Source organism: Gayadomonas joobiniege G7, assembly GCF_000300815.1.
Classification (GTDB): Bacteria; Pseudomonadota; Gammaproteobacteria; order Enterobacterales; family Alteromonadaceae; genus Catenovulum; species Catenovulum joobiniege.
Map to the genome: position 1 here is coordinate 508,433 of NZ_AMRX01000001.1, position 21,582 is coordinate 530,014.

Genomic DNA, 21,582 nt, shown 5'->3' on the forward strand with positions numbered 1-21,582 from the left:
TCGCGCCATTGTCAATTATTGGATGGGAGCTTAGGTACATTGTTGTTCATCTATTAGATTAAACGCATGGCCCATATCATCCCAAGACAAGTTGTGTTCATTAGTCTTTAAATAACCCACAACATCCAAATAATTCACTTCATATATTTTGGGTGAAACAAACCACGATAAATATTTTAATACGGCATAATATGCCGCATCAGCTTTAGACTTTTCAAAGTGTGGGGGCTTAGAGATTTGTTTGAGTTCTGCCGTATAATAATTGCCATTAACCTGCGTAGTAAAATATTCCGCAGGTAGCGAATGAGGCCCCCACGACGGTAACATTTTAACAAGCAGCTCATTAAACATGACTAGAAACCCAGGTATAGCTTTTAAAACAGCCGGTATACATGCATAGTCTGGGTTGCTTGCGACATTCACCACCCGCTCAATGTCATCATGCTCAATATGAAAAATATATTGCTCAGTGACTTGCTTGGGCATTAAATTTAAAACGCCACCTTCTAATCTTTGATAAATATCTAAATCATCATAGCCGTACAAATCTATGTATTCGTTAAAACCGTTTATTGCTCGTAAATCTGCTGTATATAAAAAAAAGAATCCATTTACGTAAATTTGTGTTTGGCATGCAACTTTCTCCCAATCCCCCCGATAATACATACCATTTTGCAACTGGTGCTTATCTAAAAAGTCTGGTGAAATTGTAACTTCGGCGTCTACTTTTATGATCTTCTCTGATGTAACAAAACTAAACCCCAAATTAAAAGCTCGTGTTAAATCCCAAAATGATTCCGATTCAACTCTGATAATTTTGATTCTTTCGTCATTAATGCCCTTGAGCTCAAGGGTGTCCGTCACTGCATCTATTGATGACCAATCAACGACGATAATTTCATCTACTTTTAGTTTAAGCCAAGAGCGCAAGCCTTTGACTAGACCAGCATTTCTATTCATGCATGCGGTAACAATTGAACAACTCATACTTTATCCTTTTGTGCTATTTGCAAAGAGAATTGAGCGATGTGGTGTTTATTCAACCTACGGATATATGTATACAAACGCTGGTTTTTGGCATATGCGATAAAACGTCTATTTTTGAAAAAACAAAGCCAGCGCTTACGGCCATCAACCCTGTACCTAGGTTCAATCACTAAATCATCTATCCAGTACAAATAACCACTGGTTCTTTCATATGGATATTTAATGTTGCCTTGCAACGCAGGTATTAAATTTAGTGTATCTTTGGTCACCTTAGACCAAGCCACGTAACCAATCGGACGAAAATAATTATCTTGAAAAATATGCATTTGCCCTCGGTTTGCTAAATAAAGTAACAATTGCGCATGCGCAGCCGATGTGCTTAAACCGCTATTGGCGCGAATACTCATTGCCGCGCAAAATTCTTTTGAAGTGAGTTGCTCTATTTTATCCATTTACATACCCCTGATGCTGATCTGTGGTTGCACAAACAATTGCTAAATCGAGCAAGTCTTCTTTAAACGAGTATCCCCATAATGACAATTGTTGGTTATCCACGGCATCTAGCCACAACATAAAATCATTTATATTGTAGAAACTCGCCTCATCATCAAGCTGGTGAACTTTGAATAAGCCGTCTTTTTGATCGTATATAATTTCTATTGAATGCGAATGAAAAACGCAAATAGGTGTATTAGCCGAGTAATCGAAAATCCAATCAGCGGCTTGTTTATAGTCGCAAATAAGCCTATTTATTTGGTCAATTTCAATATCATTGGCCAGTTGCATCGCGTGTTGTGCTATGCCATTGTCCTGGTTAAAAAATCGAATAAACCCACTAAGTTTTATGGCTTTTATTAAGCTAGCGGTTATAAAGTGTTTATATTCAAGAGCCCCGGTTTGTAATTTAAAAGCATGTTGATAAATATGAAAAAATGCATCTATAACCGAATTCACTTGACTTGTATTTTGCATCGAAAATTCAGCTTGTAGTTCTACAAGCGCAATAGTTTTGTTAAACAGTGATTTAAATAACAACAATATCAATCTATGCATAGGAGCCTGACACTGTCTGGCATACTTTTGCTCATAGATAATGGTTTTTTTCACAATAAACAGGCTAATAAACTCGACTAATATTGCCCAATCGGCCTTGATTTCGGCTTTATCAATATCCAAAGGCAAGCCCAGATAAACCGCAAGATAATGGCTATAATAAGCATCCAGTTGCGATTGATAATAATTAACCAATGGCTGTGCATTGAGCCCAGTTTTGTTGAATTTAGAATAGGTATAAGTCAGTTCGTCAATAATTCCAAGTACCAAACTAGGCTCTTGATAAAGCGGAATTTGGCTATTGTAATTGAGCCCACCACCAACAAACGAAGCCTGTGGAACATCTAACCATTTACCATCAAAACTAATATTAGAAGGTGAAACAGTGCCATGTGCGATGCCTAGAACCCTAGCAAAAGCAAACTGATTGGCACAATTAGATAAAAACTGACCTAAAAACTTGATGTAGTCGATATCTTTTTCAAAGTGTTTTTTTAAAGATTGGTTGACTGTTTTGGTGCGATGCACATCTGAATAATATTGTTGCTTGTATGCATCTGTCGGTTGAAAGTTGTGTGCTTGGACAAAATGTGCTGGGCGGATACAGGATTTTCTGACTAATAAAGCGCCGGGTACTGCCGTACCTTTATCACGACTCGCATAACCGGTGTTGCCTCCGGTGTAAATTAATCCTTCAACATCAACCGCGCCAACAGGCAATGCTTTGTTTATTGCGTTAGTGTAAATTGTTTCGACAATAGCACCCTCGAGATCAAGCCCGCCATACGCGTGATCTTTTGGTGTATTTCTGCCAACAAGTAAGTTGGTACCAATACCTTTTATTTGATACTCGCCTAAATTGCCACAACGCACGCCTCCGCCATTCGTGCCAATGCCTTGGCCACCGTAATGTTCACCATTTAACTCGATGTTTTTGCTTGTATCAAATGGGCAATCTATGAAACTTGCGTTGGTTGCATCTGCGTATGAAAACTGCTCAAGGAAGATCTGTTTTCGCTCTAATTTACGATTGTCCGTAGATTTTATCTGGTGGCTTTTATACCAAACTAACGAAGTATTTGTTAAAAATTGAAAGCGACCTTTTATGGTTTTTATTAATGTTGAGTCTATATGCACGTAACTTCCTATTTTCTGCAGTTTTTCTAGCGGTTAATGATTCCCAACCTTCTATAATGAGGATAATTTCATTTATTTGGAGAGGCTAAACTTATAATTAACAACAAGATCCCAAAGCTAATGCCTAATAAACTCGTTGTTAAATTAATTCCATGGTTGATATAACTGACATAAAGTGCAGTGGTATTTACACCCAAAAAATATACAACTATAAAGCAAAGAAAAATTTTCAATTTATCGTTAGTTATTTCCATTTATTAGTAATTTGTGCAACATACCGCACCACCAAATAATACAAAATACAGTCAACAATTAAACCTACCCTAAAGTATAGTTTTTTGTTTTACCAATACTAAATATTCATTGAAGGGAGGGGTGTAAAAGACTAAGTGATTGACTAGAGAGGACCCCGACTCTTTTATTCTAGTCTCAACAACAAACTGCAGTGATCAAGCTCAACCGGACACTTTTACCTATTATAAACGAATAAACAAGATACAATACCAGTGATAAAAATTGCGATCAGATCCGCAATATCAAAAACACCGGTTCCCACAGTAGGTTGTAAAACCTCATAAATTAAGCAGCCAATCCAAAGTCCTACAGCCGAATGAAGCAATTGCGCATTATTATTTTGAAATAACCCAAGATATAAAAAAATGGCAGCAACTGTCCCTGTTACACTAGGTAAGAACCCAGATAATCCGTAATCATTAAAGTCGTTTCGAATAATCCAATCCCTGTATAAACCATCTGCAAGCAAGCAAGAAATAAAGGCTAGTAACCCCAAATAAAAATATTTTTTTCGAAAACAAAGCATTGAATTTATTAGCCCCTTTGGAATTCTACAAATTAAAACAAAGCATCTTCGCCATAAAATAATGCTTGATTAACTGGATCGTTGTACCAAGCATCACTAAAAAAATCCCCCACCGTATCAACTGCGGTATTTAGACCTTCATTTATACCATCATAACCTCCCGCCGCGTCATAAAGATATGCTCCAAAAAACGATACTGCAACACCACCGACAATACCAGCGACACCATACCCACCGACCACCCCTTCAATTTCTTCAAATGTCAACTCTTTAATTTCGTTCATGTTCCATCTCCTTAATAGGTAATTCGCGTAACACACGCCACCAGCATACTACAACGCACAGTTAACAATTAAACCTACCCTAAAGTATAGTTTTTTTGTTTTTTTCCAATGCTAAATTATTAATTGAAGGTAGGGGTGTAAAAGACTAAGTGACAGACTAGTGTGGACGCCGACTCTTTTTTCTAGTGTCAACCAACGAATTAATTGCAATTACAACGGTACACAAATACACAATTATTTCATTTCAAGGCAGCTGTTCATTGAAGAGGGTCATTAAAATGACTCTTCCTGAATAAAAAGGACTTCATCTGATGAAATCCTATTCTTAGGTGTAGTTTTTTTCGCACTGATTCATTATATGATGTGTTTTCATTAATCAACGTAGGGTATAGAAATGAATCAAATGCTCTCATTTGAAATAAGAGAATTGACGCTAGAAGAAGTAAAGGAAATAAACGGTGCAATATTAGCTAATATTGGTATGGGAATTGTAGGTGCAGCAGGGGCTATGGCTACTTATTGCTATTGGTGGTGCAGCTAGTGGTAATATGTCAGGTTCCGGGTTTATAGGCGCTGCGGTAGGTGGAGCGATGTATGGTGCTGGTGGATTTACACCTGCTGCGGGCTATGCTGGCGCAGCAGCGGGTGGCTGGGCATCTAGCTTTTTTTAACTAAATAAAATTATACCCAAGTACTTGAAGATATTGATTTTTAGTTTTGACCCTCGCTAACTTCAAGTAGTTTGGGTATCTATCAGTGACGCTAACGAGGCCGCACTATGAAACAAAGATATATAAATTTTATATCCGTATTAACATCATCGATTATTGCAACAGCTGTAATTAATGCAATATTTTATTTACTTGAAAATAGCGATGTTACTTTAAAAACTACATTTATTAGCATTTGTTCAGCAGCAGGAGCTATAAAAATGAATCAACTACTAAAAAAATATGAAACATAACTGAATTTTACGGAATAATCCGGCTAGCAACTTCGGTTTATGGGGCGAAAATTCGTAGCTTTCTGAAATTAATGGTCGAATTGCAGAAATACAGTTCTTTTCAAATTCAATCAACCGGCAAGCTATTGTTAAAGAGTTATGGTTTAAGGGAGTGAACCTATGCTGAGCAAGAGAACCAATCATAATCGACCTCTATTAGCTGAAGGTATAGAGATCTACTCACTCGAAAAAACCTCAAAGCTGTATCAATAGTTTCTAGGGCAAAATGAAATTCAAGCTCTAAAGGCATTCATGCTTGAATTTCATGTCAATTTAATTAACTAAAACTGGTCTATTTCATAACCTAAACCAGCGCCAGCCATGCCGATCCCGCCACCCATAGTAGCCCGAAATAGCGTTAACTAAAAATGCTCCGTTAACTTCGATTCTCAAGACACTTAAAAGTTGGCTAGAGCATAACCTGAGCAGGGTGTTAAAAGACTCTCTGACGCACAAGGCTATTTCTTATATGCTCAACCAATGGGATGAGCTGATTGGCTATTGTAACTATGGCTATGTAAACATCAGTAATGCCTTAGCAGAAAACGCCATTCGGCCATTCGCTGTCGGTCGGCGAAACTGGTTGTTTGCAGACTCAGCACGCGGTGCAAAGGCCAGTGCAACTTGTTACTCACTGATAGAAACGGCTAAAGCCAACGGAGTTGAACCCTCAAGCTACATAAAATACGTACTTGAAAATATCGCTCAAGCAAACACAGCCGAAAAATTAGAAGCACTATTGCCTTGGAATATGCCAAAATCGGCTTAAAGGGATGATTTAAGATCGCTTACATTGAAGGTGGAGATGCCAAAGCCTACGTGACTGGCTAGAGCGGATGCTAACTCTTTTTTCTAGTCTCAAAAAACAAATTAATTGCAATTACACAAATCAGCAACAATAACAAAATTATGTTGTCGATCCCAAAACTGCTACCTGTTTTACCCAGCCAAAATGCTGTTAGCATCCCAGGTAATATTGCGGTCTGGGTTCTAGTCATAACTTACTTTGAGCCTTAACTTGTTCAATATTACTTTCTAAGTGCTGCAAACGCCTAACCAAAAACATACATAACGAAATAATAAAAACATTTGAAAGCATTATAAAAACCAGAAATATAAATTGTGAATCAAACTCGCCACTAAACCATGAAAACACAACAACACTCACACAGTAGGATATAAAGCATACTTTAACCCAAGCATAGTCTGTATTTTTTTTGTTCATCTCACCAATCCCCTTCAATGAAAGGGCTAGTATCAAGCACCAGCCCACCAAATTTTAAAAATAGCCAATAGTAAACATTGCTGCAGCAATAGGCATTCCAAATGCGGCAGTAACAGGACTATATGATGAAATTGCGACAACAGTCACAGCTCCCTCATACCAGCGATTTCCACCAACAACTTGCTCTATCTCTTCGAGACTTAACTCTTTAATCGCTGTATTTACATTTTTGTTCATGTTTAAAAGTACCCAATTGCTAACATTGACAATCCAATGGGGACACCAAAAGCCGCAGTAACAGGACTGTACCCAGATATTCCCAAAACCATCATTCCTCCAGAAGTCCAATCTACAGCTCCATTGACACTTTCAATTTCTTCAAATTGTCAATTCTCTAATTTCGTTCATGCTCCACCTCCTTAATAGGTCATTCGCGTAATACACGCCATCAGAATATTACAACACACAGTTAACAATCAAACCTACCCCAAAGTATAGTTTTTAGGGTTGTTTTACGAATATTCAATCTTTATTCTGGATAGGACTACAAAGCCAAATAGGTTGATTTGAGTGGACGATCACTATTTTTCCTAGTTTCAACAAACAAATTAATTGCAATTACAACGGTAGCCAAATACACAATTATTTCATTTCAAGACAGCTGGTCATAAAAATGACTCTTCCTGAATAAAAAGGACTTCATCTGATGAAATCCTATTCTTAGGTGTAGTTTTTTTCGCACTGATTCATTATATGATGTGTTTTCATTAATCAACGTAGGGTATAAAAATGAATCAAATGCAATCCTTATGAAAAGGCTTAACTAAGCCATTAGCATTCTTCTTTAATATACATTTTCAATGTGTTTTTCATGAGCAACCAGCAGACACATATTGAAACAAAACCAGCAAGGATGAATTCTAAGGGCTCCATTCCAGTGATATTCAAAGATTTGAAGCGGGAAAAAATAATTGGGCTTAGTATTAAGAGCACTTGTGAGAGCACGCGATAACCTTTGGTAATTAGTATTGGATAAATCACAGCAATCACACCTCCCCAAAGTAGTCCTATTAAGGTAACGGCTAAAGATATACCGGAATAAAACACTGCTACTGAATAAAGAACGACGCTAATTGACAGCATTTTGGGTAAATAGGCTATAATTCGTGTGTCCATAAGGGATCTTAATGAAAACAATTTAAATTAACCGGTATACTATGGCAGCAAATGCTAGTGCGGCACTAATTCCTGTAAAAACAAGCCACCCGCGATTTTCAATTTGAACAATGTCGCGTATATCTACCTTCAATGAAGATGGAGTGAGGCTAATTGCTAAACACGCAAAGGCTAAACTAAAGTAGCCTAATGAGCCACCCCAATTTTTCGTATAAATAAGGTATATACCATAAAGTAAAGCTACTGAAAAACATGAACGAAAAATCACTGTAATTGAAAACATAAATCCCCCAAAAGAGTTAGAAATAAAAGTAATATATTGCTTTTATTTCTAACTAATCCAAAATTAATTTAATAGGCTATAAATGTCACCGCCAAGGCTACCGCTGCCACCGAGATAACTACTTGCAGCGCCATACATTGAATTTATGCCAGACCCAATGGCATAGCCAGCTCCAAAGGATACACCTAATGCCCCACCAACCATTCCGCCAGCAGTACCATATGCCACAATAGAGCTAGCACTTGCACCTGCGAAAGATCCTGCATATCCAACTCCAGCAGTTGCCCCTATAGCCGAACCAGTTGCAAAATAATCACCGAAACCATTCCCAGTTACAACTTCAATTTCTTCAAATGTAAATTCTCTAATTTCGTTCATGTGTTCCTTCTCCTTACAATTAGTTAGCGCAACATACGCCACTACATAGTACAACAAATAATAAACACTTAAACCTATACCAAAGTGTAGTGTTTGCTTGCGAATAGCCGCTACAGCAACAAACAGAAAACTACTCTTTAGAGTAGTTGTTTAAGTTTTTATGCGACTTTAAAATCAGTTCTGATCAACAATTCAAAAGGAAATTTTATTTATGTTAGAAATTAGATCATTAGACGCAAGTGAAATCGAATGTGTAGTTGGGGGGCGCGGCATGGGAGAAGGATATCATGTAAACAACGGGGGCTGGTCAGAAGAGTCATGCAGCAATTTGTCTACTTTCAACAACACTATGGGGAGTATCTCATTTGGGGCGGCGCTGTATGGTGGGCCAATAGGTGGCGGCGTATCATTAGTGTTTGGTGGATTTGGAATGATGGGAATGGCTCTTGACGCTCAATTCTGTAACTAAAAAAGAGTTTTGTTATGACTAGAGTACAAATGGCTATCTTACCTGGAATGGTGACCTCATTTCTGCTTGGCAGAGCAGAAGAATTTTATGGAGTAAAATCTGAAATCCCATTTATTATTATGCTTGTCATGGCTAGCATAGCTATTTATGCTGAATACAAAAAACAAAAGTAGCGATAATCGAACTGGGGGTAGTGTTTAGAAATCTGTGTCACTCAATTACAATTGTTAATTCAAACAGTAGTGACACATGTCTCAAGAATTCGATTTCAACAAAGCTTTAGAACAACTTCAATCAGGTAAAAAACTGACAGGTGCAGACGGTGTACTGACACCTCTCATTAAACAGCTCACCGAAGCTGCTCTAAAAGCTGAAGTTGAACAGCACATAGCAAGCGAATCTGAACCTAATCGTAAAAACGGAACCACTATAAAGACGATTAAATCAACTCATGGTGAGTTTGAACTCGAGACCCCAAGGGACAGAGCGGGTACATTTGAACCGCAATTAATCAAGAAAAATCAAACCAAGTTTTCAGATGAAATTGACTAAAAAATTCTGTCCATGTATTCACATGGCATGAGTTATCGCGACATTAGAAAACACATTGCGGATATATACGCGATAGAACTGTCAGACGCCTCACTAACCGCTATAACAGACAAATTAATTCCTCAACTCAATGAGTGGCGCTGTCGCCCTTTGGCAGAGGTTTACCCAATTGTTTGGCTGGATGCGATTCATTACAAAGTGAAAGAATCAGGTCGGTACGTTAGCAAGGCCATTTATACCATTCTAGGCCTAGATTTAGAGGGGCAAAAAGAACTACTTGGGCTGTATATTTCAGAAAATGAAGGTGCGAACTATTGGTTATCTGTACTCACTGATTTGCATAATCGAGGTGTTAAAGACATCTTAATTGCTTGCGTTGATGGATTAACAGGCTTTCCTGAAGCGATTGCGTCAATTTACCCTCAAACCGAAACTCAGTTGTGCGTGATTCATCAAATTCGAAATTCAATGAAGTATGTCGCATCCAAGCACCAAAAAGCGTTTATGGCAGATTTAAAGCCTGTTTATCGCGCCGCAACCAAGCTAGAGGCTGAAGTTGCACTTGATGAGCTTGAGGCTAAATGGGGAACTCAATACCCTATTGTAATCACATCATGGCGCAAAAAATGGGATAACTTATCGCTTTATTTTCAATACCCTGAAAGCATAAGAAAAGCGATTTATACGACAAACGCTGTCGAAGCTGTTCATCGCCAGTTCAGAAAGTTGACTAAATCCAAAGGTGCCTTTCCAAACGAGAACAGTTTGCTTAAATTGCTTTATGCTGGCATATTGAACGCGACTGAAAAATGGACAATGCCAGTGAATAATTGGAGTTTGGCATTGTCGCAATTTGCAATTCACTTCGAAGGGCGATTGGACAGTAAGTTAGATATTTAAATTTAAACTAGGCTGACACAGATTTTCGAACGCCCTCCATTCCTTGAGATAGAAAGTAAAAATGTCAGCTTCTTGGGCGACTCAAACTCAAACACTTTGCCATTATTATTTCATTGTGAAAGTTATTGTTTATTTTCAGCGACCCCCTTTTAATACCTTCGATTTCAAACCCCAAACTATTGTACAACATTAAGGCTGAAATATTTGTATCTACTAAGCTAAGTTCAAGTTTACGCACCCCCCGCATTAAGCATTCGCCCTCTAACTTAACAAGTAGCTGTGTTGCAATTCCCTTCCTCCTAAATGATTTTTGAATTGCAACCACCACCTTTGCGACATGAGCATATTTAAACACTTTATGAATAGAAGCTTGAGCATAACCAACTATTTTGCCTTTTGAAACAAAATGTAAAGCAACATTAGTTTCAGACGATAAAAACCTCTCTAACATCAAAATATTATTTACTTTGTTATTAATTAGTTCTTCATATGTATAGAGCATAAAATCATTATCACGAGCAATGTCTAATTGTAATTCATATAAATGTTGAATATCTTTAACTGTTGTATTGACCAACTTTTCCATAGGATATTTCGTTTTTAACCAAGCACTATAGTTTGAATTTAAATTAGTGAACTATGCTAATTAACTATACAAATTTGTATTATCACACTGGCCATAGTTGCAAATCGTAGTCGTCAAAGCACCACCAACACATGCACTAACCGCGTCGTCCAACAACTCCTCTATTTTACTTTCATTAATGTCTTTAGTTTTTACTTCTAATAGTTTTTCCATACTATGTTTCCTCTTTTTGTTTCACGTGCTTGGTCAAAATTTTGCTTCACCTAAAAACCAACTCTTAACAACGTCTGAACCAAAAAGCCTGTAGACCAACTCACATTGTGCTCGAGCATTGATGGTAGAATTGTTAACATCTGCAATATCAGCCTCTGTATGCTGTATTGGGTTATGGTGTATGTAATCATTAAAAAACTCATGACAAAAGTGCATATATGCTCCTGTGTGTAATATAAAACAGTGCCACATATGGTCAATATTTGTCATTGGACTATAAATAGTCGGAATAAAATCTACGCCTGCTCGCTTACTTTCATAAATCAAAATAAACCAACGCATCAAGTCAACAAAACATTCATTGCTTTGTTCAAGTGACGCCCCTGTTTTCAAGGCAAAGCGTCTGATAGTAGGAACATGTTTAAAGTTGATAATTTCGTCAAATCTATCAACACTAAAATTAATACGAGAATAATCCATCACTATATGCAACTTTAAAGTTTAAACATCCACAGGCAGTACTAAAGGAACTTAGGCATACAATATAAGCAAGATAGTACATTGTCATTTGTCGAATTATAACTACCCGTTGGTATAGTTTTTATAATTAGCTGACAGCCCGACATAGCTCACCCACAGCGACTAATCAAAATTTCGCCAACACAAATTATCAGCCACATTGAATAGCTCTGGAAGAACCAATTTTCTACAACTAAAAAAGAACAAAACGCACAATAATATTTAGGGTCTAAACAACGCTTCCTCTGATCGATTCAAGCTTTGCTCTTAATTCAAGTACTGTATCTTTAGTTAATGGGTACAGTAAAATTGCCACAATACTTATGCTATATAACGCGATGGGAAGCCAAATACACAATTGTTTCATTTCAAGTAAGCTTTCCATTGAAGGTGTTGAGATATCACCTTCAAAGCCTAAGTAAGATAAAGTAGCCCCCGCCAACATAACACCCAAAGCCATAGCGGCTTTATTAAACCAGCTAACAATTGAAGAAACGCTGCCTTCACGCCGAACACCGGATTTATATTCATCCCAGTCACAAAAGTCAGCAATCATAGAGATAATAGATATCCAAAATGCTGAAGATGAAAATGCTAACAATACTACGCTGATAAATAGTAAATTTGGTGACGACTGTGACAATGTCCATTCTTTAGAGACCGACGCCAAAAGACTTATAACAAGGCCCAACAGGATTGTTTTTTCTTTGGATACAACGTCAGAAAGTTTATAAACCAACCAAGAAGCGCACATACCCGCAATAACTGATGCGGTTCCTAAATAAGCACTAAATTCGGTAGCGCTTTGAATATCACCAGCAAACATGTAATAGGTTGTAAGATAAAAACCCAAGGTGCCAACAAATGCACTGGACAGCAGCTCAATAACCATTAAAGTCACAAGTATCCATATTGCTGTATGTTGCTTTAACTCTTTAATTGATTTCCAGAAGCTTATGTTCTGTTGATTTTGTGCCAGTTTGTAATAGCGCTCTTTACAAAAACATGCAGTCAACACACCACACACGATAATAAGTACACCAACCAAAGTGGTTACAACATGAGCCCCTTGAATTGGCGAGGAAAAAGTATCTGAGTAAATAAATGCCATTAACCAAAAAATGCCCATTGTTATAGGTTGAGCAAATAAATTTCTAAAGGCGTATAATTTTGTTCTTTCTGAATAACACGGAGTCATTTCGACTGAAAGTGAATTGTAAGAAATTGAAAACACGGTATAGGCTGTGTAGTAAAGCAACATGGCCACTGTAAAATACATTATTTTTGTGTTTTCTGACCAACTTAAATCAACAGCCCACAGCAGTGGAAATAACCCGCCAGTCAAAATAGCGCCCGCCAATATGGCTGGTTTTCGCCTACCAGTTCGGGTTCTCAAGTTATCGGTAATACTACCAGCTATGGGATCTGATATAGCATCCCAAAACCGACACAACCCTAAAATAAAGCCTACAGCGGCAGGATTGACAGCAAACAATATATTATAGATTGGGATTGCCAAATAAATGATACTTTGTGATGCGTAGTGATCGGCAATTAATCCAGATGAAAAACAAAGTTTTTCTTGCCTAGAGATTTTCGTGTTTTCTTCTACTTGAGTGTGTTTCACTGATATTTAAGCCTATTAAATATTGCACTTTCCATGCGAATTATTCCGGATCTCTAGCTGTGCAAATTAACTCAACTCTATTTTTCACACTTAGCTTTAAATATATATTTTTGCAATGGAACTTCACTGTATTCTCAGTTACATATAGCTCTTTCGCGATAGCACTGTTTGTCAGACCTTGAATAATACATTTCAATACTTCTTTCTCTCTGGCTGATAATTGAGACATCTTTTCACTATTTTCCACAATAAACCTCCTTATTTAAGTTCAATTACTCTATCAGCCATCGCGATTGTCTCTGGCCTGTGGGCGACCATTACACGCGTAATGCCTAGCTGTTTGATGTTTTCGTTCACTTGAGCTTCATTGTCTTTATCTAAATGACTGGTCGCTTCATCTAAAAAAAGTATCTTGGGATTTCGATATAAGGCTCTAGACAAAATGACACGTTGTTTTTGACCTCCACTCAGATTGGACCCCATGTCACCAATAAGAGTGTTGTACTGCATTGGTAAGCTTAAAATATCATTGTGAATGCATGCGACTTGAGCGCAAATCACCACTCTATTCATATCAATTTTTTCTTCAAAACAGGCGATATTTTCCATAATACTGCCGCTTAATAATTGATCATCTTGCATTACCGCTGCTATTTGTGTTCTATATTCTGTTGCTTTGTTTAAAGGCTGGCCGTCTACCATTATTTCGCCACGATTGATGGGAGTTAAGCCCATTAAACATTTCAATAAGGTTGATTTTCCACATCCACTGGGACCGACTATCGCAATACATTCACCTGCCGCGATTTCAAAACTTAGATTTTCAAATACGTATGGTTCACTCTCGTCGTATTTGTAGTAAATGGATTTAACACAAATGCGGCCTACGTGACGGTCTGTTTGTTGTTTCAATGTATTGATGGAATTGTGGACTTTGGGGATCATGCGATCTTGCTGCTGATAAACAATATCTGCGAGGCGCTCAAAGTGCAGGCCAATCATTCTAAATTCGATAAACTTTTCGATTAGATTTTGCATCGAACTGACAAAACGGCCTTTATAGCTCATAAACGCAAACAACATCCCCACTGTCATTAAGTTGTCCATCACCAATATTGCCGCGAAATAAATCACAACGATGTTTTCTACACCAAATAAAATTTGATTGGCGCTGGCGAAGCCAATATTCCATTTTTTTAAGCGAATGCCTTTGTTAATGGTGTTGGCTAGTTTATTTAGCCACTGGCTTTGTCTGTCATTTTCTTTTTGGAATAACTTGATGGTTTGTATGGCGCGTACACTTTCCATAAAGTGGCTGCTGTCTTTGGCCGCTGTTGTGATACTTTCTTCTGTTAAGATACGAATCGGTCTGTATAAAATCGCACGCAACACGCCATAAATAACGACCGAAAATAAGACAATAAAGGATAACTGGCTGCTATAAATAAACATCATCACTAAGGTGATTATAGCCATCAAACCATCTAATAATGCGGCAATTAACCCAGTAGTCAGGAGCTCTCTGATTTGTCCCAGCGATGAGAACCGCGAGACAATATCTCCCATATGACGCTTTGAAAAGTATTCCATCGGCAAGCGGATAAGGTGCCGAAACACATTCAGCGCCATTTGTACGTTCAGTTTGCTGGATAAATTTAATATCACCAGCTCTCGAAATAGCGTGGTTAAGGTATTGATGATTAACAGTAATGCAAACCCAAACGCGAGTGCGACAAGTAAGTCTCGGTCGTTGCGAAGCAATACATCGTCTACCACGGTTTGCATGTAGTATGGGGTTATCAGTGAAAACAGCTGAAGTAACAGCGACAGGACAAAAATATATATTAGTGTGCGCTTTAAACCGAAAATGCGTGACCAGAAATGCGATAATGTCAGCCGGCTTTTTTCTTCCTTTTGTTCAAATTCGGGTGTTGGAGTTAATTCTAGGGCAACACCGGTGAAACTTTTTGAAAAGTCACTGCCAGATAATACTCGTTCACCGTACGCTGGGTCGTGAATTGTATATTTATCGCCATTTATTTTTTTTAATACCACAAAGTGATTTAAATCCCAATGTAGGATACAGGGCATTTGTAATTGAGGCGCTTGTTCTACTTCCAACCGTAAAGCGCGGCTGGATAACTCAATTTCGCTACCGATGCCCATCAGTTGTTTAAGTGTTGCCCCGCGAGACGATATTGAAAACTTGCGTCGAAGAGATATAAGGTCCGTTTCGTAACCATAGTAGCAGGCTATCATCGCCAAGCATGCCAACCCACACTCTGACGCTTCGGTTTGTATAATAACCGGTAACTTGTTGGGACTGAAATGGGTAAGCAGATTGTCTAGTGAAGCGGTGGCTGATGTCATTACAAACGTCCTTGTACACTGAATATAGGTTCTAGTAACCACTCGAAAAGATTTCTATTATCTAACACAACGTCAGCGGAAAGTGTCATGCCCGACTTTAAGGCGATTTGCTGGTTATAGGCATGAATATTATTTTGCTTTATCTGAGCTTGAACTAAATAGACAGGCTCTTGCACAGCGATATGAGCATGCATAACTTCGTTGGGTAATATAATGCTTTGTGAAATCGTCGTTATTTTCCCATCAAATAAACCAAATTTTTGATAGGGAAAAGCATCATAGCGAATCTTTAAGCTCTGATCTGGCTGCAAAAAACCAGCTGCACGAACAGGGATTAGCATATTGGCGATAAACACCCCATCTAACGGGTTTATTGTGGCAAGTAGGTCCTGTGACGACACAACATCCCCTTGCTGCATCTGTAAATTTCCAATAACACCATCCACTTTTGCTTTAACAACATATTTTTGCTGACCAGTTAATTGCAATATATGCTGGTTCAATTCGCTCAATTGTCTTTCAAGCTGGGTAATTTCATTTTTATGTTGCTGAGGCAATATTTTTTGTTGGTACATAAGCTCTGATAACGAGTGCTTAAGTGTAAGTTGACCTCTTACCGCGGTTTGATATTCGGATTGAATACTGAGCTTTTGCTCTTTAACAGACATATATTGATCTTTGGGTACATATCCTGTGGTTTGTAGAGTCTTATAGTTCGCTTCTCGCTGCTTAACCACTGCTAACATTTCAGTTAATATGGTTATTTGCATATCAGCCTGATGTATTTCCTGTACTAAGTTTTTAACCCGTAAATTATTTTGCTGAATTTCTAATGTATTAATTTGCTTTTCGCGTGTTATACGCTGCGAAAGTGCTTGCTGCTGTGCTTTATATTCGCCCAAGAGTTCAAATTCTAGCTCTTGACCACTTTCCAAAGCTTTGATGTTTGAGATAACAAAAAGCTCATCACCTCGCTTAACCTTTTGCCCTACTTCAATGTTAACTTTTTCGATAGTACCGGCATTTTTGTCGGCAAAAACACGGTGGATCCCATTTGACGGTTCTAACCAACCTAAAACGGTTTCTTTTCTTGCGTAATTTGCTGAATATAGCCAAACTCCAGCCAAAAACACCCAAATGACTAGTACTAGGGTAATAATTGCCACAGAGACTTTTGGCACTATAACGACATCACCATGCAGCTTATCAAGTTGATTTTCTACAGCTTCCTTTCTAAATAACATTTAAATAACGCCCATTAAAAAAACAATTTTATAAATTAAACATAAACAATAGTTAACAATTAACAACTAGTAAAGTGTTTTAGACAAATAAATAAAACTATACTTCTGGGTAGGTCACATTTTGGTTGAGCTATGCAATATTCTTTAAGTGCAGATAAAACAAGCCGGCGGGATCCAAGTCATTATTTTTTTATTTCTTTCTGGGAATAAAAGGTTTGTTAATTACTTTATTCGCCAAGGATGGTGTTTGGGTGCACAATACTTGGTCATTTATTGCTAATTTTATTTTTGTTTTTTGCGCTGGCTTGTTTTATCACTTGATGAATAAAAAATGATCTTAAGTTTGATGGCCCGGTGTGGTGGTTTGAAGTTGTGGTAAAACACCCATTGCTGAGTAGGCCCATACAGATCCGGACGTGCGGTAATACCGCACCGGCTCTTCGTTATTATCTTGCTCATACAGCGAATACGCTTTACTTTTTTAAAGTAGTAAACTGACGAGCTTGATTGCGAGCAATTAAAATTTCGCTATCTAATAACTTAATTTGGTCATATTTACCATGCCTCTTGATATTATTTCCTCGCCCTCTCATTAAAAAAATCTCTTCTTCTCTGCTATGTGTCAAGCCTAAAAAATGACCTATTTCATGAGCTAAAGTTGCAGGATTAAACGGTTTTTTACCCTTGTGCATTGCTATTGGCCAAACGACTTTTGGGTTGTTTCCCGGTAAAAATAAACCGCCGATATTAATTGTCATTCGTTTGGGGATACATAAGTTTAATACCTTGTTATTTTGACGGGGTATATCACAGGCTCTTCGTATCTCTTCAAAGAGTTCTCTATCTGAGTAATCATCTTGGTTGTGAATCGCATCTAAATAATCTTGCTCATATCTTAGCGGCTTTTCATAAGCTGACTCTACATAAAACTCAATGCCAGCAGATCGCCAGATTAAATTAACTTCTGCAAACAGCTTTTCTAGCTGTTGATTCGTCATGTTTGCATTCAAATTTGGCTCATGCTTTAAGCGAAATAAGTGCAAACGCACAGGCACTTTTAAAATGTTGTTTTGATAGGGAGTAACAGAGTTGGCATCAAAAGCGATTTTGGGTCCAGAGCTACATGCGCTTAACAACAAAGCGATTAATAACATTATATTTTTCAAAAGATTAATTCCTAAATAAAATGATCGGTAAATGGAATTGAAGTTTGGCAAGCCGTAATTAACGTTCACCTAAACTGCTATCAACACTTCTTTGTATTGGGGTTTAAAAGAAATCAATTATCTTGCGTTTTGCTGTTTTAATTTCAGCGGTAACACTCATACCTGGTATCAATTCAATCAAGCTGCCCTCAACCCACATTTGGTCTTGTTCTAGCTTTAACTGAATCTTGTACAGTAAACCTCTCTGTTCGTCTTCAATTGCATCTGCAGTAATTAACACAACCTCTGCATCAATAACGTCGTATAAAGTAAAATCAAAAGTCTCTACCTTTATCTCAGCCAACTGACCAACTCTTACAAAACCAATATCTCTATTTTCAAGCTCAACTTCAACAGTCAAGAAATCTTCTTTTGGGACAATCAACATTATTCGCGCCAGGAGACCAGTGCTCCCCCCAATCATCAGATTTTGGTTGAGGTAATCCCGCACGTTGTAAAGCATCACCGACCACAGTATTTGAATTCTGAATCAAAGGGTTATAAATATGCCCTTCCTGTTCTATAGAGTTCATTGCGGAAGTAGTGCTAAGCCACTCAGAAGACAAGTCTTTGCCTTCGGCTATTACTTCAAAGTAATAGGCTCTACTAGCATTATTTTGTGATGGGTCATCTGGGTTTATCCAGTTAGGGTGGTCTTGAAAAGTATCATCATAGACCCCTACATTAGTGACAATTTGTGCTTCATCGCCGTCAGAGCTAGAATTCGAAGCAAAAAAACTTACATCAGTAGATGATGGGCCGCCTCTTGTAGCATACTGGTTGCCATCAGCATCAGTTTAAATCAAAAACTGATGGTAGAATGTGGTTCCATTTACTTCACCTAATGATAAGTACCCAACTTGAATGGTTTCCTTACGTTCTGGGTCAATCGGCTCATTACCCAGATTTGGATCAATATATTCACAAGTCATAGTTATTCCTTTTTTTACAAAAATTTATGGTAATTTCCAAGTAATTGAATAAAAACCTTTAAATGCAACAAGCTTATCACCTTCAAATCCGAGGTGGATAAGAGTGGCATGATCTGAAGAAAAACTTTGTTTTAATTCTCTTTTAAAAATTAAGACCTCCTTATTTTCAAATTCGGGATATCTTTCGATGAATGTAGGACGTGATATGTTTTGATTCAATAATGTAAAATCATATTTGCTAACAACATCTATGGACTGTTCTTTAGTCATACCAACAACCAGATACTTTTCATACATGCTAGTAATGTCAGTTGTGCCTATTTTTGTGTTGTTTTTCCCCACATAAATTATCTCAGAAGTTAAATTATCTTCATCGACACATCCTACAACCATAAATATAACTCCTAATACAAATATAATTTTCTTCATACAAAATCCTTTAAATTTACTAGTTTTGATGAAATGATTTACATCGTTCTATAATGGATAAAGATATGCATCTAAAAACTAAAGAACAATAATATCGAGTGGTTAAACTCATTATGACTAATTTAAAAAATGCAATATTTCATTTTTTCGCTCCATAACTCTATTACCTGATATCTTTGCAAAATTTTAGCTGGCCTTGCATGTCAGAATAATATCTTCTCGCTCTACAGATATAGTTTTTAGTTGGTTTATACCAATAAATTTAAACTTAAATAAAGTACTGGTTTTAGATATGCATTTTCGAAAAAAAACAAACCCATCATGAATCGATAAATCTATTTTTATACTGCATTCCAAATCTAATGTTCTAGCGCAAACAAACCCACTTTTTGTCAATTCTTCTTCAATAACAGCAGGTGAAGTTCCCAACGGGTAAATTTCGAACATTGAATCAATCACTTTCTGTTTGTCCCCCCCATTATCAAATTGAGAATAGTCTTCATTCCAAGATACAAGTCGAATATTATTCGAACGTCCTTTATTTAAAACAGATTCAAATTTTGAATTTTTAAAATTCTTGGGAAATTCATATCCGCTTGTCGATAATCCAACACACCCACACAATCCAATTGTAGTTAAGGTTAAGGCTTGCAATATTAAAGTCAGAAAGTTGATGGAGTTCACCATCATCTGTTATACCGTTGCCATTGTTGTCTTGCCAAATTTGAATCTCAGAGAATTGCTCATCTGCAGAATCAATAAGCCCATCCTGATTCGAATCAAGTTCAGCTAATTCCGTAAACCCCGGTGCATTCGGACTGCCAAATAACTCTTTAATATCACTGATTTTACCGTCTCGATCTCTATCAATTACCAATAGGCCATCATCAGCACTCACCCATGATGTATTTATTGCAAAACCATCGCCAGTAAGATCAAAGTAAGTATTACTATTTTCTAAGCCCGTAAGCTCGATACCATCGCCATCTAAATCAATGACCATTGGGTCATAAGACCAGCTTGACATATAACTAGTACTACTTGAGCTGCCGTAACCACCAGAAGAAGAGCTAAACCAATCATCCCAAACATCACTGACCCAACTGGTAAAATCGTCCCAAGTGTCACTGATCCAACTAACAAAATCATTCCAACTATCACTTACCCAATCCGTTATATCGTTCCATGTTTCACTTGCCCAATCACTAAAGTCATTCCATACATCTGACGCCCAGTCGGTTACATCATCCCAAACTCCCGATGCCCACTCTGAAACTTCGTCCCAAGTTTCACTTGCCCATTCAACGACATCGATCCAAACTTCCGATATAGCATTTGTAACATAATCTACTAGCTGACCAATATTGTCGACAATAATGTCAAATGCCCCTGAAACCAAATTAGCTAAATATGTCAGGCCATCTGAAATAAAGTTCCCATCCGCTTGCTTATTGGGATCGAAACAAGTCCCACTAGATGACGGCGTAGAAAAGTTACCGGATGAATGCTGATTAGCCACTTCTAATCCAAATAAAGCAATACCTACGACAGGGTTAGTTTAAGCAACAGCTGCAGCAAAATAATTACCTTCATTACTGCGTAAATCTACTAAGTATGTATTGCCACCAATATGATCACCAAGTACATCGGTACCTTGTCCTACGATGCTTCCGCTTTCTACATAGTTGTTAAACGTACTAGGAGAGCCAACTGCAGTTACATTATTGTTATTGAGCCATGACTGATATTCTGAAGACCCTATAACTTGACTTGCAGCAGCTGGGTCGTAGGTGGTACCAGAAAAACCAAAGGTATGAGATAGTATTTGAGCATGACCTCCACCAAGCGAATGCCCGACAACACTCACATTTGAAGCATCCCAACCGTGAGTGTCCATTTCACCTTTAGCAAAATCTAATGCCTTTTCAAATTGGTCATGAAAACCACCTGTAACAAAGTCACTATCCGCACTAAGATCCCCCATCAAATCATTAGTTCCGCGAATTGCAAATATAACCTCTTGAGTATTTATGTCTTGATAAACGCTAATAAACAAACCACTTTTATCTTCGTCATTAAAAAAATTAATTTCTTTGAAGTCCCCAACACCAGTTCTATTGCTTTGTTCCTTTTCATATACCTGAGCTAACAAAGCTCCATTTGTATTTTCACAAGCCATAATTTTTTCCT

The 21,582-nt window shown here is 37.6% G+C and carries 27 protein-coding genes and 2 pseudogenes; 7 read left to right on the forward strand and 22 right to left on the reverse strand.

Translation table 11 applies throughout. The features are described from left to right. Positions 1-30 precede the first annotated feature (30 nt). The 5 genes from C727_RS0102440 to C727_RS0102465 all read right to left on the reverse strand — a co-directional run bounded on the left by C727_RS0102440 (position 31) and on the right by C727_RS0102465 (position 4,281). Complete coding sequence (locus tag C727_RS0102440; protein WP_017444036.1) at positions 31-987, reverse strand: glycosyltransferase family 2 protein; 957 nt, start codon at positions 985-987, stop codon at positions 31-33. Continuing rightward, entirely contained in the window at positions 984-1,439 is a 456-nt protein-coding gene (locus tag C727_RS0102445) for a toxin-activating lysine-acyltransferase (RefSeq protein WP_017444037.1), read from the reverse strand. Before C727_RS0102445 ends, C727_RS0102440 begins: the two co-directional genes overlap by 4 nt. Further along, entirely contained in the window at positions 1,432-3,177 is a 1,746-nt protein-coding gene (locus tag C727_RS0102450) for a hypothetical protein (RefSeq protein ID WP_017444038.1), read from the reverse strand. Before C727_RS0102450 ends, C727_RS0102445 begins: the two co-directional genes overlap by 8 nt. A gap of 469 nt (positions 3,178-3,646) precedes the next feature. After that, complete coding sequence (locus tag C727_RS0102460) at positions 3,647-3,997, reverse strand: hypothetical protein (RefSeq protein ID WP_017444040.1); 351 nt, start codon at positions 3,995-3,997, stop codon at positions 3,647-3,649. 32 nt (positions 3,998-4,029) lie between these two features. Continuing rightward, positions 4,030-4,281: a hypothetical protein gene (locus tag C727_RS0102465; protein WP_017444041.1), complete on the reverse strand. Its 252-nt coding sequence runs from the start codon at positions 4,279-4,281 to the stop codon at positions 4,030-4,032. Between the two features lie 394 nt (positions 4,282-4,675). Between C727_RS0102465 and C727_RS19475 the strand changes: the two genes are divergently transcribed. From C727_RS19475 to C727_RS0102480, 4 genes and pseudogenes are all read left to right on the forward strand, one after another. After that, positions 4,676-4,822 carry a hypothetical protein gene (locus C727_RS19475; RefSeq protein WP_155949148.1) on the forward strand — a complete coding sequence of 49 codons (147 nt, stop codon included), beginning with the start codon at positions 4,676-4,678 and terminating at the stop codon, positions 4,820-4,822. Between the two features lie 7 nt (positions 4,823-4,829). Continuing rightward, the gene (locus tag C727_RS19860) at positions 4,830-4,952 is read left to right on the forward strand and encodes a hypothetical protein (protein WP_272943723.1); all 123 of its coding nucleotides are present in this window, start codon (positions 4,830-4,832) and stop codon (positions 4,950-4,952) included. 107 nt (positions 4,953-5,059) lie between these two features. Next, positions 5,060-5,245: a hypothetical protein gene (locus tag C727_RS0102475; RefSeq protein ID WP_017444043.1), complete on the forward strand. Its 186-nt coding sequence runs from the start codon at positions 5,060-5,062 to the stop codon at positions 5,243-5,245. Positions 5,246-5,645: 400 nt separating this feature from the next. Next, positions 5,646-6,053, forward strand: a pseudogene (locus C727_RS0102480) (IS66 family transposase); the annotation flags it as partial. A 510-nt stretch (positions 6,054-6,563) separates the two neighbouring features. Here the strand turns inward: C727_RS0102480 and C727_RS19480 are convergent. The 3 genes from C727_RS19480 to C727_RS0102510 form a co-directional block, all read right to left on the reverse strand. After that, positions 6,564-6,746, reverse strand: coding sequence for a hypothetical protein (locus C727_RS19480; protein WP_017444047.1), 183 nt, complete (start codon positions 6,744-6,746; stop codon positions 6,564-6,566). Between the two features lie 594 nt (positions 6,747-7,340). Beyond that, positions 7,341-7,685: a hypothetical protein gene (locus C727_RS19285; RefSeq protein ID WP_017444048.1), complete on the reverse strand. Its 345-nt coding sequence runs from the start codon at positions 7,683-7,685 to the stop codon at positions 7,341-7,343. Between the two features lie 346 nt (positions 7,686-8,031). Beyond that, positions 8,032-8,346 (reverse strand): hypothetical protein, encoded by a 315-nt coding sequence (locus C727_RS0102510; protein ID WP_017444050.1) that lies wholly within the window; start codon positions 8,344-8,346, stop codon positions 8,032-8,034. Positions 8,347-8,557: 211 nt separating this feature from the next. Between C727_RS0102510 and C727_RS0102515 the strand changes: the two genes are divergently transcribed. The 3 genes and pseudogenes from C727_RS0102515 (at position 8,558) to C727_RS17825 (ending at position 10,267) form a co-directional block, all read left to right on the forward strand. Next, the gene (locus C727_RS0102515) at positions 8,558-8,815 is read left to right on the forward strand and encodes a hypothetical protein (protein ID WP_017444051.1); all 258 of its coding nucleotides are present in this window, start codon (positions 8,558-8,560) and stop codon (positions 8,813-8,815) included. 14 nt (positions 8,816-8,829) lie between these two features. Next, positions 8,830-8,988: a hypothetical protein gene (locus C727_RS19485; protein WP_017444052.1), complete on the forward strand. Its 159-nt coding sequence runs from the start codon at positions 8,830-8,832 to the stop codon at positions 8,986-8,988. Positions 8,989-9,064: 76 nt separating this feature from the next. Beyond that, positions 9,065-10,267 (forward strand): annotated as a pseudogene (locus C727_RS17825) (IS256 family transposase). Positions 10,268-10,331: 64 nt separating this feature from the next. On the opposite strand, the gene C727_RS18940 reads toward C727_RS17825, so the two are convergent. The 14 genes from C727_RS18940 to C727_RS0102600 form a co-directional block, all read right to left on the reverse strand. Next, positions 10,332-10,853 (reverse strand): GNAT family N-acetyltransferase, encoded by a 522-nt coding sequence (locus tag C727_RS18940; RefSeq protein ID WP_017444055.1) that lies wholly within the window; start codon positions 10,851-10,853, stop codon positions 10,332-10,334. A 60-nt stretch (positions 10,854-10,913) separates the two neighbouring features. Then, a complete protein-coding gene (locus C727_RS19650; RefSeq protein WP_017444056.1) occupies positions 10,914-11,066 on the reverse strand; it encodes a hypothetical protein in 153 nt (50 codons plus the stop codon). Between the two features lie 33 nt (positions 11,067-11,099). Beyond that, complete coding sequence (locus C727_RS0102540) at positions 11,100-11,546, reverse strand: glycine-rich domain-containing protein (protein ID WP_017444057.1); 447 nt, start codon at positions 11,544-11,546, stop codon at positions 11,100-11,102. A 268-nt stretch (positions 11,547-11,814) separates the two neighbouring features. Then, positions 11,815-13,212 (reverse strand): MFS transporter, encoded by a 1,398-nt coding sequence (locus C727_RS0102545; protein WP_017444058.1) that lies wholly within the window; start codon positions 13,210-13,212, stop codon positions 11,815-11,817. A 40-nt stretch (positions 13,213-13,252) separates the two neighbouring features. After that, positions 13,253-13,459, reverse strand: a complete 207-nt coding sequence (locus C727_RS0102550; RefSeq protein ID WP_017444059.1) for a response regulator transcription factor — start codon at positions 13,457-13,459, stop codon at positions 13,253-13,255. An 11-nt stretch (positions 13,460-13,470) separates the two neighbouring features. Beyond that, positions 13,471-15,582 carry a peptidase domain-containing ABC transporter gene (locus tag C727_RS0102555; RefSeq protein ID WP_017444060.1) on the reverse strand — a complete coding sequence of 704 codons (2,112 nt, stop codon included), beginning with the start codon at positions 15,580-15,582 and terminating at the stop codon, positions 13,471-13,473. After that, entirely contained in the window at positions 15,582-16,826 is a 1,245-nt protein-coding gene (locus C727_RS0102560; protein WP_017444061.1) for a beta-barrel domain-containing protein, read from the reverse strand. Before C727_RS0102560 ends, C727_RS0102555 begins: the two co-directional genes overlap by 1 nt. A 473-nt stretch (positions 16,827-17,299) precedes the next feature. Next, the gene (locus C727_RS0102570) at positions 17,300-18,061 is read right to left on the reverse strand and encodes a zinc metalloprotease (protein ID WP_237742278.1); all 762 of its coding nucleotides are present in this window, start codon (positions 18,059-18,061) and stop codon (positions 17,300-17,302) included. A 34-nt stretch (positions 18,062-18,095) separates the two neighbouring features. Further along, positions 18,096-18,419 (reverse strand): beta-barrel domain-containing protein, encoded by a 324-nt coding sequence (locus C727_RS0102575; RefSeq protein WP_017444064.1) that lies wholly within the window; start codon positions 18,417-18,419, stop codon positions 18,096-18,098. Positions 18,420-18,828: 409 nt separating this feature from the next. Further along, positions 18,829-18,963, reverse strand: coding sequence for a hypothetical protein (locus tag C727_RS19865; protein WP_017444065.1), 135 nt, complete (start codon positions 18,961-18,963; stop codon positions 18,829-18,831). Between the two features lie 24 nt (positions 18,964-18,987). Next, positions 18,988-19,392 carry a hypothetical protein gene (locus C727_RS0102585; protein ID WP_017444066.1) on the reverse strand — a complete coding sequence of 135 codons (405 nt, stop codon included), beginning with the start codon at positions 19,390-19,392 and terminating at the stop codon, positions 18,988-18,990. Between the two features lie 186 nt (positions 19,393-19,578). Further along, a complete protein-coding gene (locus tag C727_RS19490; RefSeq protein ID WP_155949150.1) occupies positions 19,579-20,046 on the reverse strand; it encodes a hypothetical protein in 468 nt (155 codons plus the stop codon). After that, complete coding sequence (locus C727_RS0102595; RefSeq protein WP_017444068.1) at positions 19,979-20,911, reverse strand: phage tail protein; 933 nt, start codon at positions 20,909-20,911, stop codon at positions 19,979-19,981. The genes C727_RS19490 and C727_RS0102595 overlap by 68 nt, the downstream gene beginning before the upstream one ends. Positions 20,912-20,950: 39 nt before the next feature. After that, positions 20,951-21,571: a Tle-like phospholipase domain-containing protein gene (locus tag C727_RS0102600; protein WP_017444069.1), complete on the reverse strand. Its 621-nt coding sequence runs from the start codon at positions 21,569-21,571 to the stop codon at positions 20,951-20,953. Between the last annotated feature and the right edge of the window lie 11 nt (positions 21,572-21,582).

What these genes read in the sequence shown, in the direction of transcription:
- C727_RS19650 (WP_017444056.1), bottom strand. Translation starts at nt 11,066, where the DNA reads ATGGAAAAACTATTAGAAGTAAAAACTAAAGACATTAATGAAAGTAAA.
- C727_RS18940 (WP_017444055.1), bottom strand. Translation starts at nt 10,853, where the DNA reads ATGGAAAAGTTGGTCAATACAACAGTTAAAGATATTCAACATTTATAT.
- C727_RS0102475 (WP_017444043.1), top strand. Translation starts at nt 5,060, where the DNA reads ATGAAACAAAGATATATAAATTTTATATCCGTATTAACATCATCGATT.
- C727_RS19865 (WP_017444065.1), bottom strand. Translation starts at nt 18,963, where the DNA reads ATGACTTGTGAATATATTGATCCAAATCTGGGTAATGAGCCGATTGAC.
- C727_RS0102585 (WP_017444066.1), bottom strand. Translation starts at nt 19,392, where the DNA reads ATGAAGAAAATTATATTTGTATTAGGAGTTATATTTATGGTTGTAGGA.
- C727_RS0102460 (WP_017444040.1), bottom strand. Translation starts at nt 3,997, where the DNA reads ATGCTTTGTTTTCGAAAAAAATATTTTTATTTGGGGTTACTAGCCTTT.
- C727_RS19485 (WP_017444052.1), top strand. Translation starts at nt 8,830, where the DNA reads ATGACTAGAGTACAAATGGCTATCTTACCTGGAATGGTGACCTCATTT.
- C727_RS0102555 (WP_017444060.1), bottom strand. Translation starts at nt 15,582, where the DNA reads ATGACATCAGCCACCGCTTCACTAGACAATCTGCTTACCCATTTCAGT.
- C727_RS0102465 (WP_017444041.1), bottom strand. Translation starts at nt 4,281, where the DNA reads ATGAACGAAATTAAAGAGTTGACATTTGAAGAAATTGAAGGGGTGGTC.
- C727_RS0102600 (WP_017444069.1), bottom strand. Translation starts at nt 21,571, where the DNA reads ATGGCTTGTGAAAATACAAATGGAGCTTTGTTAGCTCAGGTATATGAA.
- C727_RS0102560 (WP_017444061.1), bottom strand. Translation starts at nt 16,826, where the DNA reads ATGTTATTTAGAAAGGAAGCTGTAGAAAATCAACTTGATAAGCTGCAT.
- C727_RS0102540 (WP_017444057.1), bottom strand. Translation starts at nt 11,546, where the DNA reads ATGGATTATTCTCGTATTAATTTTAGTGTTGATAGATTTGACGAAATT.
- C727_RS0102440 (WP_017444036.1), bottom strand. Translation starts at nt 987, where the DNA reads ATGAGTTGTTCAATTGTTACCGCATGCATGAATAGAAATGCTGGTCTA.
- C727_RS19860 (WP_272943723.1), top strand. Translation starts at nt 4,830, where the DNA reads ATGTCAGGTTCCGGGTTTATAGGCGCTGCGGTAGGTGGAGCGATGTAT.
- C727_RS19285 (WP_017444048.1), bottom strand. Translation starts at nt 7,685, where the DNA reads ATGGACACACGAATTATAGCCTATTTACCCAAAATGCTGTCAATTAGC.
- C727_RS0102575 (WP_017444064.1), bottom strand. Translation starts at nt 18,419, where the DNA reads ATGTTGATTGTCCCAAAAGAAGATTTCTTGACTGTTGAAGTTGAGCTT.
- C727_RS0102510 (WP_017444050.1), bottom strand. Translation starts at nt 8,346, where the DNA reads ATGAACGAAATTAGAGAATTTACATTTGAAGAAATTGAAGTTGTAACT.
- C727_RS19475 (WP_155949148.1), top strand. Translation starts at nt 4,676, where the DNA reads ATGAATCAAATGCTCTCATTTGAAATAAGAGAATTGACGCTAGAAGAA.
- C727_RS0102515 (WP_017444051.1), top strand. Translation starts at nt 8,558, where the DNA reads ATGTTAGAAATTAGATCATTAGACGCAAGTGAAATCGAATGTGTAGTT.
- C727_RS0102445 (WP_017444037.1), bottom strand. Translation starts at nt 1,439, where the DNA reads ATGGATAAAATAGAGCAACTCACTTCAAAAGAATTTTGCGCGGCAATG.
- C727_RS19480 (WP_017444047.1), bottom strand. Translation starts at nt 6,746, where the DNA reads ATGAACAAAAATGTAAATACAGCGATTAAAGAGTTAAGTCTCGAAGAG.